16 protein-coding genes and 1 tRNA gene are annotated in these 17,486 nt (G+C 71.5%); 9 read left to right on the forward strand and 8 right to left on the reverse strand.

Annotated elements, in window-relative coordinates; genetic code table 11:
* Positions 1-31: 31 nt before the first annotated feature.
* Complete coding sequence (locus tag ACFVDM_RS09060; RefSeq protein WP_383635005.1) at positions 32-1,942, reverse strand: protease pro-enzyme activation domain-containing protein; 1,911 nt, start codon at positions 1,940-1,942, stop codon at positions 32-34.
* A 406-nt stretch (positions 1,943-2,348) separates the two neighbouring features.
* Here ACFVDM_RS09060 and glyA point away from each other — a divergent pair, with 406 nt between their 5' ends.
* Positions 2,349-3,650, forward strand: a complete 1,302-nt coding sequence (gene glyA / locus ACFVDM_RS09065) for a serine hydroxymethyltransferase (protein ID WP_383635007.1) — start codon at positions 2,349-2,351, stop codon at positions 3,648-3,650.
* Positions 3,651-3,755: 105 nt separating this feature from the next.
* On the opposite strand, the gene ACFVDM_RS09070 is transcribed toward glyA, so the two are convergent.
* The 5 genes from ACFVDM_RS09070 to ACFVDM_RS09090 form a co-directional block, all read right to left on the reverse strand.
* On the reverse strand, positions 3,756-4,052 hold the full coding sequence (locus tag ACFVDM_RS09070) for a hypothetical protein (RefSeq protein ID WP_383635009.1): 297 nt from the start codon (positions 4,050-4,052) through the stop codon (positions 3,756-3,758).
* Between the two features lie 136 nt (positions 4,053-4,188).
* The gene (locus ACFVDM_RS09075) at positions 4,189-4,434 is read right to left on the reverse strand and encodes a DUF397 domain-containing protein (protein ID WP_383635012.1); all 246 of its coding nucleotides are present in this window, start codon (positions 4,432-4,434) and stop codon (positions 4,189-4,191) included.
* Between the two features lie 133 nt (positions 4,435-4,567).
* Positions 4,568-5,725 (reverse strand): ATP-binding protein, encoded by a 1,158-nt coding sequence (locus tag ACFVDM_RS09080; RefSeq protein ID WP_383635014.1) that lies wholly within the window; start codon positions 5,723-5,725, stop codon positions 4,568-4,570.
* Positions 5,726-6,047: 322 nt separating this feature from the next.
* Entirely contained in the window at positions 6,048-6,293 is a 246-nt protein-coding gene (locus ACFVDM_RS09085; protein WP_383635016.1) for a DUF397 domain-containing protein, read from the reverse strand.
* A complete protein-coding gene (locus tag ACFVDM_RS09090) occupies positions 6,290-7,156 on the reverse strand; it encodes a helix-turn-helix domain-containing protein (RefSeq protein WP_383635018.1) in 867 nt (288 codons plus the stop codon). The genes ACFVDM_RS09085 and ACFVDM_RS09090 overlap by 4 nt, the downstream gene beginning before the upstream one ends.
* A 162-nt stretch (positions 7,157-7,318) precedes the next feature.
* On the opposite strand from ACFVDM_RS09090, the gene ACFVDM_RS09095 reads away from it, so the two are divergent.
* Positions 7,319-7,777, forward strand: a complete 459-nt coding sequence (locus tag ACFVDM_RS09095) for an ATP-binding protein (RefSeq protein ID WP_383635020.1) — start codon at positions 7,319-7,321, stop codon at positions 7,775-7,777.
* A gap of 76 nt (positions 7,778-7,853) precedes the next feature.
* Here the strand turns inward: ACFVDM_RS09095 and ACFVDM_RS09100 are convergent.
* Positions 7,854-7,925: transfer RNA gene (locus ACFVDM_RS09100), tRNA-Arg, on the reverse strand.
* Between the two features lie 197 nt (positions 7,926-8,122).
* The gene (locus ACFVDM_RS09105; protein ID WP_383635481.1) at positions 8,123-8,257 is read right to left on the reverse strand and encodes a hypothetical protein; all 135 of its coding nucleotides are present in this window, start codon (positions 8,255-8,257) and stop codon (positions 8,123-8,125) included.
* Here ACFVDM_RS09105 and ACFVDM_RS09110 point away from each other — a divergent pair.
* The 7 genes from ACFVDM_RS09110 to rho all read left to right on the forward strand — a co-directional run bounded on the left by ACFVDM_RS09110 (position 8,198) and on the right by rho (position 17,388).
* Positions 8,198-8,554, forward strand: coding sequence for a PleD family two-component system response regulator (locus ACFVDM_RS09110; RefSeq protein ID WP_383635453.1), 357 nt, complete (start codon positions 8,198-8,200; stop codon positions 8,552-8,554). The genes ACFVDM_RS09105 and ACFVDM_RS09110 overlap by 60 nt on opposite strands.
* 55 nt (positions 8,555-8,609) lie before the next feature.
* Positions 8,610-9,800 (forward strand): ArgS-related anticodon-binding protein NrtL, encoded by a 1,191-nt coding sequence (gene nrtL / locus ACFVDM_RS09115; RefSeq protein WP_383635022.1) that lies wholly within the window; start codon positions 8,610-8,612, stop codon positions 9,798-9,800.
* Positions 9,801-9,826: 26 nt separating this feature from the next.
* Entirely contained in the window at positions 9,827-11,218 is a 1,392-nt protein-coding gene (lysA, locus tag ACFVDM_RS09120; RefSeq protein WP_383635024.1) for a diaminopimelate decarboxylase, read from the forward strand.
* Between the two features lie 125 nt (positions 11,219-11,343).
* The gene (locus ACFVDM_RS09125; protein WP_383635026.1) at positions 11,344-12,654 is read left to right on the forward strand and encodes a homoserine dehydrogenase; all 1,311 of its coding nucleotides are present in this window, start codon (positions 11,344-11,346) and stop codon (positions 12,652-12,654) included.
* Positions 12,655-12,660: 6 nt separating this feature from the next.
* Positions 12,661-13,731 carry a threonine synthase gene (gene thrC / locus ACFVDM_RS09130; RefSeq protein ID WP_383635028.1) on the forward strand — a complete coding sequence of 357 codons (1,071 nt, stop codon included), beginning with the start codon at positions 12,661-12,663 and terminating at the stop codon, positions 13,729-13,731.
* A gap of 358 nt (positions 13,732-14,089) precedes the next feature.
* Positions 14,090-15,007: a homoserine kinase gene (thrB, locus tag ACFVDM_RS09135; protein WP_383635030.1), complete on the forward strand. Its 918-nt coding sequence runs from the start codon at positions 14,090-14,092 to the stop codon at positions 15,005-15,007.
* 389 nt (positions 15,008-15,396) lie between these two features.
* On the forward strand, positions 15,397-17,388 hold the full coding sequence (gene rho / locus ACFVDM_RS09140) for a transcription termination factor Rho (protein WP_383635032.1): 1,992 nt from the start codon (positions 15,397-15,399) through the stop codon (positions 17,386-17,388).
* Positions 17,389-17,486: the final 98 nt, after the last annotated feature.

The raw sequence follows: 17,486 nt of genomic DNA on the forward strand, positions 1-17,486 counted from the left end.
CCGTTTTCCCGTTCTCCCGTCCCCGCGGGCGTCAGCGCCTGCGGAAGGAGCTCACATAGCCCGGGGCCGGAGTCCCGACGCCCGTGACGTCGTCGTAGCCGCGCACGGCGGCCAGCGAGGCGTCCTTGCCGAGGCTGCGCACCGAGGTCCGCAGCCCGTCCGCCGCGTCGACCCCGTTGACGAAGTCCACCCGGGCCACGGCCAGATCGCGCTTGGCGCCCAGCGGGTGGTCCGTCACGTCGTGGTACGTCTTCGAGCCGTAGCGGGCGTAGATCGCCGGGTTGGCGAAGCCGAGCGGACGGCCGTGCGCGGCCTGCTGGGCGAGGGCCTGCACCCCGGCGACGACCGGCGCGGCCAGCGAGGTGCCGCCGATGCGGTACTCGTCGTAGGCGAGGGAACCGTCGGGCATGGTCTGCGTCTGGCCGACCAGGAAGCCGGTGTTCGGGTCCGCGACGGCCGCGATGTCCGGCACGGTGCGCATCCGGGTCTTCCCGTTGGCGCGGGCCAGCGCGTCCGGCACGGTGCCGCGCTGGTAGAACGGCTGCTTCACGGTGGCGCTGGTGCCGCCGCCCGCGCCCGAGGTGTACGCGCCGGGGAAGTCGGTCCAGCTGCGGCCGTCCTCCGACAGGAGCGCGTTCTTGGTGCCCCAGCCGGTCTCCCACTGGTACGCGTCGTGCTTGCCGACTGCCAGCGAGGTGCCGCCGACCGAGGTCACCCAGGCGGAGTTGGCGGGGACGTCGACCTGCTTGGTCCCGGTGGACGCGACGTTGTCGCCGGCGTCGCCCGAGGAGAAGTAGAAGCCGATGCCCTCGATCGCGCCCATCTTGAACACCTGGTCGTAGGCGAGCGCCAGGTCGGGGGTCTGGTTGGCCTCGATGTCGCCCCAGGAGTTGGAGACGATGTCGGCGAGCCGGGAGTCGACGACCTTGTTCAGCGAGTCCAGCAGATCGTTGTCGTAGCAGGACGCGCCGCCCACGTACACGATGTTCGCGTCCGGGGCGACGGCGTGCACGGCCTCGACGTCGAGGGTCTCCTCGCCGTACCAGCCGGAGGCCCCGCACTCCTCGGTCCTCGTGTAGTCGTCGGGGAGGACCTGGGTGAGCTGCCCGCGCCGGTAGGGCGCGTCGCCGTTGCGCTTCGCGTACTCGGAGGCGTCCTCGGCGATGGTGGGGGAGGCGTACGCGTCGGTGATCGCGACGGTCACGCCCTTGCCCGTGTAGCTCCCGGCCCCGTACGCGGAGCGCAGCTGCTTGCCGGTGTAGCCCTTGACCGCGTACGGCACCTTCGCGCCGTACGCCTTCGGGAGGGAGGAGGCGGTGTTCGAGCCGAAGTAGCTGGAGAACGGCCCCGAGTTGCGGAACACGGCGTCCGGCGGCGGAAGGACCTCGTCGTGGCTGGACCGGTGCGGCGCGTTGTCCAGACCGGAGACGGCGAGGACGGCGTCGCCGAGCGCGGCGGGCACGGTCGCGGTGGCCGCCGGGGCCCGGTAGGTCCGGCCGCTCCTGCGGTACTCGCGCAGCTGGGTGCCGAAGGCCTTCTCGGCCGTGGCGACGTCACCGGTGGCCGAGACGTAGTGCTGGTTGGTGCCCGTGACCGTGAGCCCGGAGTCCTTGAGCCACCGGCTCACCCGGTCGATCTGCTCCGGCGTCGCCCCGAACCGGGCCTGCGCCTGGGCCGGGCTCAGATACTTCCCGTACGAGGCCGACTCCGGGTCGGACACGGCGGCGGCGTACGCGGTGAGGCCCGCGGCGTCCCGTCCGGCCAGGTGGACCCGGACGGAGACCTTCGCGCTGTCGGCCGAGGCGCCCCGGTCGGCCGATGCGGTGGCCCAGGCCGGCTTGGTCCCCTGCAACGCCGCTCGAGCGCCGGGTGCGGCGTCTGCGCTGGCGTCGGGTATCCCGAGGGCGAGCGCCCCGGCGAGCATGGGCAGTGTCACTGCCATGCTCAGCCCGGCGCGTCGTCCGGCGCGGCTGATTCTCAACGTAACCCCCTGCGATATGGGTCTCGCGTGTGGACCATGTGCCGGATGATGTGCACATGTAAGGGGACACTCTGGCGAGGAACGTCTCATGTATGGGGCATGTATAAGCCAAGAAACGGCCAAGGGACGCTCAAGCATGGCCGGTTGACGCCAAATCGCCGGGCTTCGCACCCTCGGCCGACGGTCCCGGCCGCCGACGGGTAGAGTCCGAAGGGCCGCGACTGGCGTGCACCCTCCGGGGTGTTCCGTGGAACCGACCACGAGGGAGCGGCACACCCGGGCGCGCCCGGGGGCCATCGCCGGAGAGCCGTCCGCCTGGGCGATCCGGGTCCATGTCGCCTCGTGCGACCGACCCGGGAGGACTCCCGTGACCGCGTCCGTATCCACAGCCGCATCCACCGTGGCCCCGCCCCGCCACTCCGCCCTGACGGCGGCCGATCCCGAACTCGCCGCCCTCGTGGCCGCCGAGGAACGCCTCCAGGCCGACACCCTGCGCCTGATCCCCAGCGAGAACTACGTCTCGGCCGCCGTGCTCGAAGCGTCCGGAACGGTCCTCCAGAACAAGTACTCCGAGGGCTACCCCGGCAAGCGCTACTACGAGGGCCAACAGGTCATCGACCAGGTCGAGGCGATCACCGTCGAGCGGGCGAAGGCCCTGTTCGGCATGGAGCACGCCAACGTCCAGCCCTACTCCGGCTCCCCGGCCAACCTCGCCGTCTACCTCGCCTTCCTGAAGCCCGGCGACACCGTCCTCGGCATGTCACTCCCGATGGGCGGCCACCTCACCCACGGCTGGGGCGTCTCGGCCACAGGCACCTGGTTCAACGGCGTACAGTACGGCGTCCGCCGCGACACCGGCCGCGTCGACCTGGACGAGGTCCGCGACCTGGCCCTCGCCGAGCGGCCCAAGCTCATCTTCTGCGGCGGCACCGCCGTCCCCCGCACCATCGACTTCGCGGGCTTCGCGGAGATCGCCCGCGAGGTCGGCGCGGTCCTCGTCGCCGACATCGCCCACATCGCGGGCCTGATCGCCGGCGGCGCCCACCCCTCACCCGCCCCCCACGTCGACGTCGTCTCCACCACCACCCACAAGACTCTCCGCGGCCCCCGCGGCGCCATGCTCCTCAGCCGCGCCGCACACGCCCGCGCCCTCGACCGCGCCGTCTTCCCCGGCCTCCAGGGCGGCCCCCACAACCAGACCACCGCCGCCATCGGCGTCGCCCTCAACGAGGCCGCCACCCCCGCCTTCTGCTCCTACGCCCACACCGTCGTCGCCAACGCCCGCGCCCTCGGCGAGGAACTCGCCGCCCGAGGCTTCGACCTCGTCTCCGGCGGCACCGACAACCACCTCCTCCTCATCGACCTCACCACCAAGGACATCCCCGGCAAGGTGGCGGCGAAGGCCCTCGACCGCGCCGGCATCGTCGTCAACCACAACACCGTCCCCTACGACCCCCGCAAGCCCTTCGACCCCTCCGGCATCCGCATCGGCACCCCGGCGCTCACGTCCCGGGGCATCCCGACGACGGAGATGGCCACCGTCGCCACCTGGATCGACCGAGCCGTCACCGCCGCCCGCACCGCCGACGAGCCCACCCTCACGGCGATCCGCGCCGAGGTGAAGGAACTGATGGAGGCGTACCCGGCCCCGGGGCTGCCGGTCGACTGACCCGCACTCCGCATACGACAGCGCCCCGCCCCGGAGCAGTCCGGGGAGGGGCGCTGTCGTGTTATCCGGCACCGGCCCGGAAGCACACCGGGTCCACGCACGAGGTCAGGCGCCGGTGTGCCGGCTCCGGTCGCTCTTCACGTACTTCAGGGTGACCACCAGAAGGGCCAGGGAGACGCAACCGATGACCACCAGCGTTACCCGCGTCGCGGCTCCCTCGTTAGTGATCGCTCCCACGAACCCGACCAGCGTTCCGCCGAAACCCAGGAAGAGGGTGCGCCACCCGAGGAACATCTCCGCAAGGCCGAGGGCGGAGCCCCTGAGGAACCCGCCACCTCGCAGGCAACTCGCGATTCCCTCTGTCCTCTTCATCACATCACCCGGCTGATCGACGGCGTCCACGACGGCACCGCCTGCGGCCGGGCCCCGGACACGACCGTATCCCGGCCGGTCCAGCCGGTGTCCGGAGCCATCCGGTCCCCGAACGACAGCGCCCCGCCCCGGACGACTCCGGGACGGGGCGCTGGGCGTCCGGGCGTCAGCCCTGGACGGCGTAGGTGATGAAGTCGCTCCACACGGTGGGGGAGAGGGCGAGTTCGGGGCTGTGCCGGTCCTTGGAGTCCCGGACGTGGACGGCGGTCGGGCAGGCGGCGACCTCGACGCAACTGTCGCCTTGTGAGCCGCTGTAGCTCGACTTGCGCCAGGACATCGCCACCTCGACGCAGCTGTCCCCCTCGGAGCCGCTGTAACTGCTCTTGAACCAGGCCAGTTCGGACGTGCTCATAGCGCTCCTCGCATTCGCTTCAGGCCCCGGAAGGCCGCATCGTGCGGGTCCGTGAAGGGAGTATTGCCGAGAGCTCCCGAGGGCGTACGTCTCCTTTGAGCCAGTAGCCGAATGCTGATACGGGACGATTCATTCAGCCCCGACGGGCACCCCGAACAATCGGGCCGACGGCGGCGGCCCCCTCCGGGTCTTCCCGCAGCCGCTTACCGAGGCGGTCCCGTACGGCGTCTTCGAGGCACTTCGTCACTTCGGCGTTGCCCAGCACACCTCTCGTGGAGCCCTCGAATTCGGGGCGGTCCAGCTTGACCGACACGACGGCCGTCAGGCCGGTACCGATCCCCTCCGGGTCAATGTCGGGATCCGACGGCGTCAGGATCCCCCGCTCGCGCGCGTACGCCGTGAGCGCGGCGGCTGCCCCTCGGCGGAAGCCGGTGACGTGCGTACCGCCGAGAGTGGGCCGGCCGTTGGCGTAGCTCCGCACCCGTTCGCCGGGACAGCCGCACCAGCGGAAGGCGACCTCCAACACCCCCGACATCCGAGAGTCCTCCTGCGCGAAGGCGAGGGTATCCATCGGGGTGGCCGCCGTGTGAGCGTCGAGAACATCGACGAACTTCCCGAGTCCGCCCGGAAAGCGGATCCGCACCGAACGGGGCTCGTCCGGGCGCCGCAGGTCGGCCAGCGAGACGTCCAGGAGCGGGTACACCGGAGCCAGTTCCCTGAACGGCTTCTCCAGCGAGTCGAACGAGAACTGCGCCCTTCCGAAGATGTCGGCGTCCGGCCAGAAAGTGATGGTGGTTCCGCTTCCGTCCGCCGTTCCCACCTCGGTGACCGGGGTGACGGCGACGCCCCGCGCGTACTCCTGAACCCACCGGATGCCCCCGCGCCGCACTTCGGCCGTCATACGATGGGACAGTGCGTTGATGACGCCGAGCCCCAGGCCGAACGCACTGAACGCCACCTCGTGGCGGTCCTCGACACCTGCCTCGGACCACGTCTCGGTGAGCAGGGCTTCGAGCCCGCTACCAGCGGCCCCGTCCGACCCGTCGACAGGGATGCCTGGCCCGTCATCTGCCACGCGCAGACCGCCGTCGGCCGTCAGCGTGATGGCGACGGACGTGGCACGGCCGCCCAGAACCTCGTTCACGGCCCGGTCCGCGACGTCGAACACCATCTGGGCCAGCCCGCGTTCCCCCGTCGAGCCCACATACATGCCGGGCCGCTTCCGTACGGCGGCCCACCCTTCCAGCATCTCGATGCGAGTGCTGTCGTACCCGGTGCTCTCCGCGTTCACGATGTCCCCTCCGACGGTGCCGAGCAGAGTCTCCAGGCTAGGAACATCCCAGGAAAACACCAGGTCAAGGCCAGTTTCTCCATCCCGTCGACGGGCGCGTGACAGCCTGTCCGAAGGCGGTCGACCAAGACGGTCCGGGACCGGCGTCAGCTTGCCTCCGCACCCCCTCCGAGGGGCTGTACGGGCAGATTCCAGGGATCCCGAGGCCGACTTTTCAGACGCGTGCGGATCCCTGCCGCCCGAAGCCCCGGAGCTGTCCGGTCCGTGAACGACAGCGCCCCGCCCCGGACGACTCCGGGACGGGGCGCTGGGCGTCCGGGCGTCAGGCCTGGACGGCGTAGGTGATGAAGTCGCTCCACACGGTGGGGGAGAGGGCGAGTTCGGGGCTGTGCTGGTCCTTGGAGTCCCGGACGTGGACGGCGGTCGGGCAGGCGGCGACCTCGACGCAATTGTCGCCCTCGGAGCCGCTGTAGCTCGACTTGTGCCAGGACATCGCCACCTCGACACAGTCGTCACCCTGAGAGCCGCTGTAACTGCTCTTGAACCAGGCCAGTTCGGACGTGCTCATAGCGCTCCTCGCATTCGCTTCAGCAGACTCAGCGAATCCTCGGGGGTGAGAGCCTGCGAGCGCAGTTTCGCATACCGCTGCTGGACGACGCTGATCTCCTTCACGTCAGAGATCAAGCGTCCGTTCTGTTGTCCTTCCGAGTACGCGAACCAGCGGTGCTCCGGGGTCTCGGCCAGTCGCATCGGCCCATCCAGCCCCGCGTGATGCGGCCGTCGCGTGGGCATCACCTGGATCTCCACGGTCCAGTTGTTCTCGGCCAAGTCGATGAGATGGTCTAGGAGTTCTCGCGTCACCTCGTCGCCACCCGTCCTGCGCTCCAGCACCGACTGCTCGATGATGAAGCTGAAGGCCGTGGGCGGCTTCCGGTTGACGGACAGGAGGTTCTGACGGGCCATCCGGGCCGCGATGCGCTGTTCCAGTTCCTCCGGGTCCGGCAGAGGCGGAACATCCAGCGATACGGCGCGTGCGTACGCCTCGGTCTGCAACAGGCCGGGCACCACCCGGCACTCGTACGTGTACAGGCTGATCGCCGTCGCCTCGATGCGCGCCCACTGGACGAACCAACTCGCCAGCCCCGCCTGCCGGGTGAGGAACGGCGCCGCCCGACGGAGCGCGCCGATGTTGCCGAGGACCGGCTCCGCGCCCTCCACGAAGTCGAGGTCGGGCATGCGGCGGCCCTGCTCGATGGAGGCGATCGTGTGCTTCGAGTACCCGACGAGGGCACCGAACTCCTCGCGGCTGAGCCCCGCGTGCTCCCGTAACGCGTGGACGACCGCGCCGAAGGTGCGCAGGCTGTCCGACGCCTCCGGTTCCGTACCGCCCGCCGATCCCGTAACGCCGCCGTCCATGCCCTCGTAGGCCATCGCCGGACACCTCCCGTGCTGTTCGCCCGCCGTACCGCTTCCGACTGGCGCCCATCGTCACGGACGGTGACGCGTACTGTCTACCGAACGTGCGCGTACGCTGACCTTGCGTACGCGCTCCGCCCCTGGTGGAGGGGGACACCCCGGCGGCACCGTGGGCATATGACAGCACCCTCCGCCCCCGGCACCCTCGAAGCGTCCGTCACCGTATGTGTGTTCGTCCAGCGCTTCAGCTCGACCCCGCGAGGTGCCCGCCTCGCCCGCCGGCTCGCCCTCCACCAGCTCGATCTCTGGGGCCTGCCGTACGGCAGCCCGGCGTCCGACACCGCCGCCGTCCTCGTGGCCGAGCTTGCCGCCAACGCCGCCACCCACGGACGGATCCCCGGTCGCGACTTCGAACTGGTCCTCGGGCTCGTCCCCACCACCCTGCGCATCGAGGTCTCCGACACCCGGAGTGAGTGCCGCCCGCCGTCCCCGGGAACCCTCCGTCCCGCACCCCTGCCGCTGGCCGAGGGCGGCCGGGGCCTCCTCCTGGTCGAGGCGCTCGCCGACCGCTGGGCGGTGCTCGACCGCGACCCGATCGGCAAGACGGTCGTTGCCGAGCTGGATCTTCCCGGCTGAGAGGGGCCGGGGAACAACAAAAAAGCGCTGACCCACATTTCTGTCGGTCAGCGCTTCTGTGGCACTTCCTGCGAAGTGCCCCCGGCAGGATTCGAACCTGCGCACCCGGCTCCGGAGGCCGATGCTCTATCCCCTGAGCTACGGGGGCGTATCGCTGTGTTGCTCGGCGACGGGTGAAACACTACCAGCTTCCACGGGGTGCCCGTGAACAGGTATTCCGCGTCATCGCGGGAGGGCGTACGCCCCCTCGCACACACATTTGGCCAACCTTGCCGCCGCCGTCCGGGGGCGGAAGTGGGCAAAACCCGGACGCAGCCCCTCCGCCCCGCCTACTCTCGAAGGGTGTCAGGCGCGTGCGGCCGTGTGCTTGTTGTCGACGACAACAAGGTCATCCGGCACTTGATCAGGGTCAATCTCGAGCTGGAGGGCTTCGAGGTCGTGACCGCGGCCGATGGTGTCGAGTGTCTGGATCTCGTTCATCGGGTGAGTCCCGACGTGATCACACTCGATGTCGTCATGCCGCGGATGGACGGGCTGCAGACGGCCACCCGGCTGCGCTCCGATCCGCGGACCCGGCATCTGCCGCTGGCGATCGTCAGTGCCTGCACGCCGTACGAGGTGGACAGCGGGGTCGCGGCCGGGGTGGACGCGTTCCTCGCGAAGCCCTTCGAGCCCAGTGAGCTGGTGCGGCTGGTACGGACGTTGGCGGAGCGCGGGCGGACCGCCGTGCTGGACGGGCGGCAGGGGGCCGGGCGTGCGGAGAGCGCGGCCGGCTGACCGGATGACGAAACGCGTTCGCTAAAGGCCCCCCTCCCTCGCCTACGCTTGTCCCGTGACCCCCGCAGATCTCTCCGCGACCGTGCTGCACGCCGTGCGCAGCGCGGTCGACGCGCATGTGCTGCGGGCGCCCGTGCCGAGCAGGGTGCGGGTCGAGCGGACGCGGCCCGGCGGCACCGGGGACTACGCCACCGCCGTCGCCCTCCAGCTCGCCGGACCAGCCGCGCGGCCCGCCCGCGAGGTCGCCGAGATCCTGTGCGCGCGCATGAGCGGCCTGCCGGGGCTCGGGCGCGTCGAGGTCACCGGCGCCGGATTCCTGAACTTCACGCTCGACGCCGGCGCCGACACCGCCGCCCATCGCGCGGTTCTCGCCGGGGTGCGGGAGCGGGGCGCGCGGTACGGGTACGGGGACGCGCTCGCCGGGGAGGTGCTGCGTCTGCGCCCCGCCGGCGGGGTGAGGGCCGCCGTCACCGCCGACGCCGTGCGCCGCCTGGCCCGCGCCCAGGGCGCCCGCGTCCGCGTCGACCACGCGGCGGGGACCTCCGGACCGGACCTCGTCCGGCTGGGTGTGGAGGACGGGACGGATATGGATTCCGTCCCGGACACCGCGCCGTCCGCTGTCGCCGCCGCCCGGGACACCGCGCCGTCCGCTCTCGCCGCCGCCCGGGACACCCCGGCCGCGGGGGCCGCCCCGGACTCTGCCCCCGCCATCACGATTCGGCCCGTCCCCGCCGGGGCCACCGCCGCGGAGCTGCTGCGGCGGCTCGGACCCGACGCCGCCCGATGGGGGCTGCTGCGCCCCGCCGGGCACGACCGGGCGGATCTCGGCGACCACCTCCTGGTCCAGGGCGAGGGCAACGCGCTCTTCCTGGTCCGTCACGCCCACGCCCGTACGCACGCGATGACGCGGGGCGCCGCCCTGCTCGGCTTCGCCGCCGCCGGTCCGGACGAGGCGGCGGCCGTGCCCGCGGGGCCCGAGGAGGTCGCGCTGTACGGGCTGCTCGCCGACCACCCCGCCGAGCTGGCCGCCGCCGCCCGGCACCGCGCGCCCGACCGGCTCGCCCGCCACCTCGAAGCGGTGGCCCACGCCTTCCTCGACGTCCACGACGCGGCCTCGCCGCTGCCCGTCGGGGACGAGAAACCCTCGGCCGCCCACCGCTCCCGGCTCGCCCTCGCCGAGGCCGCCGGGACGGTGCTGGCCGGCGGCCTGTCCCTGCTCGGCATCAGCGCGCCCCCGTACCTCTGACAGATCCGAGAGAGCAGAACCACACGATGAGCCGATCCGCACACCCCGCCGGACCCCGTCACGCCGACGTTCTGTCGGAGGGCCACTACGCCGCCCCCGCCGAGGACCTCAACGTGCTCGACCCGAAGGTCTGGTCCCGTACGGTCACCCGCGACGAACGAGGCGCCCTCACCGTCGGCGGCATCGAAGTCGCCCGGCTGGCCGAGGAGTTCGGCACCCCCGCCTACTTCATGGACGAGTCCGACTTCCGGGCCCGCTGCCGTGCCTGGGCCGACGCCTTCGGACCCGACGCCGACGTCTTCTACGCCGGGAAGGCCTTCCTCTCCCGCGCCGTCGTGCGCTGGCTCAAGGAGGAGGGGCTCAACCTCGACGTCTGCTCCGGCGGCGAACTGGCCACCGCCCTGGACGCCGGGATGCCCGCCGAGCGCATCGCCTTCCACGGCAACAACAAGACCGTCGCCGAGATCGAGCGCGCCGTCACCGCGGGCGTCGGCCGGATCGTCCTCGATTCCTTCCAGGAGATCGTCCGCGTCGCCCACGCCGCCCAGCGGCTCGGCCGGCGCCAGCGCGTCCAGCTGCGGGTGACCGTCGGCGTCGAGGCCCACACCCACGAGTTCATCGCCACCGCGCACGAGGACCAGAAGTTCGGCATCGCGCTGGCCGGGGGACAGGCCGCCGAGGCCGTGCGCCGCGCGCTCACCCTCGACGGGCTGGAGCTCGTCGGCATCCACTCCCACATCGGCTCGCAGATCTTCGACATGGCCGGCTTCGAGGTCTCCGCCCGCCGCGTGGTGCAGCTGCTCGCCGAGGTCCGCGACGAGCACGGCGTCGAACTGCCCGAGATCGACCTCGGCGGCGGCCTCGGCATCGCGTACACCTCCGAGGACGACCCGCGCGAGCCGCAGGAGATCGCCAAGGCGCTCGGCGACATCGTGACCCGCGAGTGCGAGGCCGCCGGTCTCGCCACCCCGCGCATCTCCGTCGAGCCCGGCCGCGCCATCGTCGGCCCCACCGCCTTCACGCTGTACGAGGTCGGCACCATCAAGCCCCTGGAGGGGCTGCGCACGTACGTCAGCGTCGACGGCGGCATGTCGGACAACATCCGCACCGCGCTGTACGACGCCGAGTACAGCGTCGCGCTCGCCTCGCGGACCTCGGACGCCGAGCCCATGCTCGTCCGCATCGTGGGCAAGCACTGCGAGAGCGGGGACATCGTCGTCAAGGACGCGTTCCTCCCGGCGGACCTGGCCCCCGGCGATCTGGTCGCCGTACCCGCCACCGGCGCGTACTGCCGCTCCATGGCCAGCAACTACAACCACGCCCTGCGTCCGCCAGTCATCGCCGTGCGCGACGGGGAGGCGCGGGTCATCGTTCGGCGCGAGACGGAGGAAGATCTCCTGCGTCTCGACGTGGGCTGACGACGATTTTCCGGGGGCGCGCCCCCGGGCCGCAGTAAACATCTCAGGATCCGGACGGGTGACAGAATCGCCCGTCCGGTGAGTGAGACTGGTTCACACATCAGATGTTGAGGAAACGAGGTCGGATGATGCGTACGCGTCCGCTGAAGGTGGCGCTGCTGGGCTGTGGAGTCGTCGGCTCAGAGGTGGCCCGCATCATGACGACGCACGCCGACGACCTCACGGCGCGCATCGGCGCCCCGGTCGAGCTCGCCGGTGTCGCCGTGCGCCGGCCCTCCAAGGTGCGCGAGGGCATCGACCCCGCGCTGATCACCACCGATGCGACCGCCCTGGTCAAACGGGGCGACATCGACGTCGTCATCGAGGTCATCGGCGGCATCGAGCCCGCCCGCACGCTCATCACCACCGCGTTCGAGCACGGCGCGAGCGTCGTCTCCGCCAACAAGGCGCTGCTCGCCGAGGACGGCGCCGCCCTGCACGCCGCCGCCGAACAGCACGGCCGCGACCTGTACTACGAGGCCGCCGTCGCCGGTGCCATCCCGCTCGTCCGCCCGCTGCGCGAATCGCTGGCCGGCGACAAGGTCAACCGAGTGCTCGGCATCGTCAACGGCACCACGAACTTCATCCTCGACAAGATGGACACCAGCGGCGCCGGCTACTCCGAGGCGCTCGACGAGGCCACCGCCCTCGGCTACGCGGAGGCCGACCCGACCGCCGACGTCGAGGGCTTCGACGCCGCCGCGAAGGCCGCGATCCTCGCCGGCATCGCCTTCCACACCCGGGTGCGGATCGGCGACGTGCACCGCGAGGGCATCACCGAGGTCACCGCCGCCGACATCGCCTCCGCCCGCCGCATGGGCTGCACGGTCAAGCTGCTCGCCATCTGCGAGCGCGCCGCCGACGGGCAGTCCGTCACGGCCCGGGTGCACCCCGCGATGATCCCGCTGAGCCACCCGCTGGCCTCCGTCCGCGAGGCGTACAACGCGGTGTTCGTCGAGGCCGAGGCCGCCGGTCAGCTGATGTTCTACGGACCCGGCGCCGGCGGCGCCCCGACCGCCTCCGCGGTCCTCGGCGACCTCGTGGCGGTCTGCCGCAACCGGCTCAACGAGGCGCCCGGCCCCGGCGAGTCCGCCTACACCCGACTGCCGGTGAGCCCGATGGGCGACGTCGTCACGCGGTACCACATCAGTCTCGACGTGGCCGACAAGCCCGGCGTGCTCGCCCAGGTCGCGACGGTCTTCGCCGAGCAGGGCGTGTCCATCGACACCGTCCGCCAGCAGAGCCGGCCGGACAGTCAGGAATCGGACGGCGAGGCCTCCCTCGTCGTCGTCACCCACCGCGCGCCCGACGCCGCCCTCTCCGGGACCGTCGAGGCGCTGCGCAAGCTCGACACCGTGCGCGGTGTCGCCAGCATCATGCGTGTTGAAGGGGAGTAAGGACCCATGACCACCAAGGGCACCCACCAGTGGCGCGGCATCATCGAGGAGTACCGGGACCGGCTCCCGGTCACGAGCACGACGCCGGTCGTCACGCTCCGTGAGGGCGGTACGCCGCTCGTCCCCGCTCAGGTCCTGTCCGAGCGCACGGGCTGCGAGGTGCACCTCAAGGTCGAGGGCGCCAACCCCACCGGTTCCTTCAAGGACCGCGGCATGACCATGGCCATCACCCGGGCCAAGGAGGAGGGCGCGCAGGCCGTCATCTGCGCCTCCACCGGCAACACCTCCGCCTCCGCCGCCGCGTACGCGGTGCGCGCCGGCATGGTCTGCGCCGTCCTCGTTCCCCAGGGCAAGATCGCCCTGGGCAAGATGGGCCAGGCGCTCGTCCACGGCGCCAAGATCCTCCAGGTCGACGGAAACTTCGACGACTGCCTGACGCTCGCCCGTTCACTTTCGGACAACTACCCGGTGGCGCTGGTCAATTCGGTCAACCCGGTCCGCATCGAGGGCCAGAAGACCGCCGCGTTCGAGATCGTCGACGCGCTCGGCGACGCCCCGGACATCCACGTCCTCCCGGTCGGCAACGCGGGCAACATCACCGCCTACTGGAAGGGCTACACCGAGTACGCCAAGGACGGCGTCTCCTCGCGCACCCCGCGCATGTGGGGCTTCCAGGCCTCCGGCTCCGCGCCCATCGTGCGCGGCGAGGTCGTCAAGGACCCGTCGACCATCGCCACCGCCATCCGGATCGGCAACCCGGCCTCCTGGCAGTACGCCCTGGCCGCGCGCGACGAGTCCGGCGGCTTCATCGACGAGGTCACGGACCGTCAGATCCTGTCCGCCTACCGCCTGTTGGCCTCCCAGGAGGGCGTCTTCGTGGAGCCCGCATCGGCGGCCTCCGTGGCCGGTCTGCTGAAGGCCGCCGAAGAGGGCAAGGTCGACCCCGGCCAGAAGATCGTCTGCACGGTCACCGGCAACGGCCTCAAGGACCCCGACTGGGCCGTCGCGGGCGCCCCGCAGCCGGTCACCGTCCCGGTCGACGCCGCCACCGCGGCCGAGCGGCTGGGTCTCGCGTAACACCCGGCGCACCCGGCAGCCGCCTCCCGGGCCCGTCCGCGCGACGGGCCCGGGAAACGGCGACACCTCGTCAGAAACGCAGCTCAAACGCCCCTTTTCGGGGCGGCGAGCGCACCGGCGGCGTGCGACACGCATCGTGCGCCTCCTGTGCGCCCTATGTCGCGACAGAACCTTCCTTCGATAAGCTGTACCCAACCCAGTCCGCCCCGCCGTACGAGCCGGGGTGCACGGGTCGTTGCGGTCCCCCCCCTGAAGTACGCCAGGAAAACCCCCGTACCACCCCGAAGTACCCCCATCCCCAGAAGCCCCGCAGCTTCTCGCATGTCCCCGCCGCCTCACAAGGAGAGTCGTCAGAGCGATGGCCGGTCCCGCCTTCCGAGCCGCCGCCGTCCGGGTGCGCGTCCCCGCCACCAGCGCCAACCTGGGCCCGGGTTTCGATGCCCTCGGCCTGTCGCTGGGCCTGTACGACGACGTCGTCGTCCGCGTGGCCGACTCCGGACTGCACATCGACATCGCCGGTGAGGGCGCGGACACGCTGCCCCGCGACGAGAAGCACCTCCTCGTGCGGTCCCTGCGCACCGCCTTCGACCTGCTCGGCGGACAGCCCCGCGGCCTGGAGATCGTCTGCGCCAACCGCATCCCGCACGGACGCGGCCTCGGCTCCTCCTCCGCCGCCATCTGCGCCGGCATCGTCGCGGCCCGCGCCGTGACCACCGGCGGTGACGCCCGGCTCGACGACGCCGCCCTGCTGGAGCTGGCCACCGAGATCGAGGGCCACCCGGACAACGTCGCCGCCTGTCTGCTCGGCGGATTCACGCTGGCCTGGATGGACGGGGGATCGGCGCGCGCGATCAGGATGGATCCCGCTGATTCCATCGTTCCGGTGGTTTTCGTCCCCGGCAAGCCGGTGCTCACCGAGACCGCCCGCGGCCTGCTGCCGCGCTCCGTCCCGCACGTCGACGCCGCCTTCAACGCCGGCCGTGCCGCGCTCCTCGTCGAGGCCCTGACCAGGCGCCCCGAGCTGCTGCTCACGGCCACCGAGGACCGGCTCCACCAGGAGTACCGCGCCCCGGCCATGCCGCAGAGCGCGGAACTGGTGGCCCGGCTGCGCGCCGAAGGCGTCCCCGCGGTCATCTCCGGTGCCGGACCCACCGTGCTGGCACTGGCCGAGGACGGTGCGGCCGACAAGGTCGCACGACTGGCGGGCGAGGGCTGGGCGGCCAACCGGCTCGCTCTCGACGCCCAGGGAGCGAGTGTGCTGCCGCTCGCCCCGTAGGCGAGAAGTGGTTGCCGGTGACCGAGAGGGGGAATGTTTGTTGGAGCCGGTAGTGTTAACCTCAAGTCTGCAATCGACGTCTATGTGGCGCGTTGCTTCGTGTCCCTTTCCGGGACCACCAATTCTTCCGGGAGCCTCCCCAACTGCCTGAGCAGCCTGCCTGAGCAGTTTCGAGCACGCTCCGGAACCGGCACGACACCCCTCGCTTGTCTCAGGAGTGGGCCGAGCAGGGGGATGCTCGCGCCGGACCCATGCACACGTTCACCTCTCCGCCGTACCTACCCGGCGGGACCACCGCCCCGGCACGGTCCGCACCGAAGACCGCAGTCGGACAGCACAACCGGTCGCCGAGCCAGAAGGCCGACGTCCGCTCCAGGGAAGGACCCTTCGTGAGCGACACCACCGATCTGATGGGCGTGACTGCCGACAAGAACGTCGACAGCGCCGCGCCCGCCGAAGGTGCTGCCACTGGCACCACCGCACGGCGCCGCCGCTCCGGCACCGGCCTTGACGGCATGGTCCTGGCCGAGCTGCAGCAGGTCGCGTCCGGCCTCGGTATCAAGGGCACTGCGCGGATGCGCAAGAGCCAGCTGATCGAGGTCATCAAGGAGGCCCAGGCCGGCGGCTCCGCCGCGCCGAAGGCCAAGGCCGCGGCCCCCGCCGAGGAGGCCAAGACCGCGCCGAAGCGCCGGGCCACCTCCAAGGCGCGCACCGGCGCCGGGGACGAGACCCCGGCCGCCGCCCCCGCCGAGCAGCCCGCGGCCCAGCAGCAGATCGACATCCCCGGGCAGCCCGCCAGCGACGAGGCGCCCGCGGGCGAGCGCCGTCGCCGCCGCGCCACCGCGCAGGCCGGCAGCCCGGAGACCAAGTCCGAGACCAAGGACCGGGCCAAGGACGAGCCCAAGCACGAGGCGCCCGCCGAGGACCGTTCCGAGTCCAAGGCCGAGGCCGCCGCCGACAACGCCGAGGGGCGTCGCGGCGACCGCCAGGAGCGCGGCCAGCGCGGCGACCGCCGCGAGCGTCAGCGCGACCGCCGCAACAAGGGCGACGAGCAGGGCCAGGGCCAGGGTCAGGGCGGCCAGAGCCGGCGCGGCCAGCAGAACCAGGGCCAGCAGGGCGGCGGACCGCAGGACGACTTCGACGACGAGGGCGGCCGGCGCGGCCGCCGGGGCCGCTACCGCGACCGCCGGGGCCGTCGCGGACGCGACGACTTCGCCGGCGAGGTCGCCGTCTCCGACGACGACGTGCTGATCCCCGTCGCGGGCATCCTCGACATCCTCGACAACTACGCGTTCATCCGGACCTCCGGCTACCTGCCCGGTCCGAACGACGTGTACGTCTCGCTCGCCCAGGTCCGCAAGAACGGCCTGCGCAAGGGCGACCACGTCACGGGTGCCGTGCGCCAGCCCAAGGACGGCGAGCGCCGCGAGAAGTTCAACGCGCTGGTCCGGCTGGACTCGGTCAACGCCGGAGCACCCGAATCCGGCCGCGGCCGCCCGGAGTTCCAGAAGCTGACCCCGCTCTACCCGCAGGACCGGCTCCGTCTGGAGACCGACTCCAACGTCCTGACGACGCGGATCATCGACCTGGTCGCCCCCATCGGCAAGGGCCAGCGCGGTCTGATCGTGGCCCCGCCGAAGACCGGCAAGACCATGATCCTCCAGGCCATCGCCAACGCGATCACGGTCAACAGCCCCGAGTGCCACCTGATGGTCGTCCTGGTCGACGAGCGTCCGGAAGAGGTCACCGACATGCAGCGGTCGGTGAAGGGCGAGGTCATCTCCTCGACCTTCGACCGCCCCGCCGAGGACCACACCACCGTCGCCGAGCTGGCCATCGAGCGTGCCAAGCGCCTCGTGGAGCTGGGTCACGACGTGGTCGTCCTGCTGGACTCGATCACCCGCCTGGGACGCGCGTACAACCTCGCGGCCCCGGCCTCCGGGCGCATCCTGTCCGGTGGTGTCGACTCGACCGCGCTCTACCCGCCGAAGCGCTTCTTCGGTGCCGCGCGCAACATCGAGGACGGCGGCTCGCTGACCATCCTGGCCACCGCGCTCGTCGAGACCGGCTCGCGCATGGACGAGGTGATCTTCGAGGAGTTCAAGGGCACCGGCAACATGGAGCTCAAGCTCGACCGCAAGCTCTCCGACAAGCGGATCTTCCCGGCGGTGGACGTCGACGCGTCCTCCACCCGCAAGGAGGAAATCCTGCTGGGCAGCGAGGAGTTGGCGATCGTCTGGAAGCTCCGCCGGGTGCTCCACGCACTGGACCAGCAGCAGGCGATCGAGCTGCTGCTGGACCGGATGAAGAAGACCCAGTCCAACGCGGAGTTCCTGCTCCAGATCCAGAAGACGACGCCGGCCCCGGGCAACAACGACTAGGGCCGTCCCGCTTCGGACATCCGGGCCGCCCCCGGCACTTCGGTGCCGGGGGCGGCCTCGTCGTTGCCGTCCCGAGACCTTCGCCACACGGCCGTCCG

This window comes from Streptomyces sp. NPDC057682 (assembly GCF_042799575.1).
Taxonomy (GTDB): domain Bacteria; phylum Actinomycetota; class Actinomycetes; order Streptomycetales; family Streptomycetaceae; genus Streptomyces.

Bases quoted from the DNA above. Each gene is read 5' to 3' on its own strand.
- ACFVDM_RS09060 (WP_383635005.1), bottom strand. From the start codon at position 1,942: ATGGCAGTGACACTGCCCATGCTCGCCGGGGCGCTCGCCCTCGGGATA.
- ACFVDM_RS09075 (WP_383635012.1), bottom strand. From the start codon at position 4,434: ATGAGCACGTCCGAACTGGCCTGGTTCAAGAGCAGTTACAGCGGCTCC.
- ACFVDM_RS09085 (WP_383635016.1), bottom strand. From the start codon at position 6,293: ATGAGCACGTCCGAACTGGCCTGGTTCAAGAGCAGTTACAGCGGCTCT.
- ACFVDM_RS09090 (WP_383635018.1), bottom strand. From the start codon at position 7,156: ATGGCCTACGAGGGCATGGACGGCGGCGTTACGGGATCGGCGGGCGGT.
- ACFVDM_RS09095 (WP_383635020.1), top strand. From the start codon at position 7,319: ATGACAGCACCCTCCGCCCCCGGCACCCTCGAAGCGTCCGTCACCGTA.
- ACFVDM_RS09105 (WP_383635481.1), bottom strand. From the start codon at position 8,257: ATGAACGAGATCCAGACACTCGACACCATCGGCCGCGGTCACGACCTC.
- lysA (WP_383635024.1), top strand. From the start codon at position 9,827: ATGAGCCGATCCGCACACCCCGCCGGACCCCGTCACGCCGACGTTCTG.
- ACFVDM_RS09125 (WP_383635026.1), top strand. From the start codon at position 11,344: ATGATGCGTACGCGTCCGCTGAAGGTGGCGCTGCTGGGCTGTGGAGTC.
- thrC (WP_383635028.1), top strand. From the start codon at position 12,661: ATGACCACCAAGGGCACCCACCAGTGGCGCGGCATCATCGAGGAGTAC.
- thrB (WP_383635030.1), top strand. From the start codon at position 14,090: ATGGCCGGTCCCGCCTTCCGAGCCGCCGCCGTCCGGGTGCGCGTCCCC.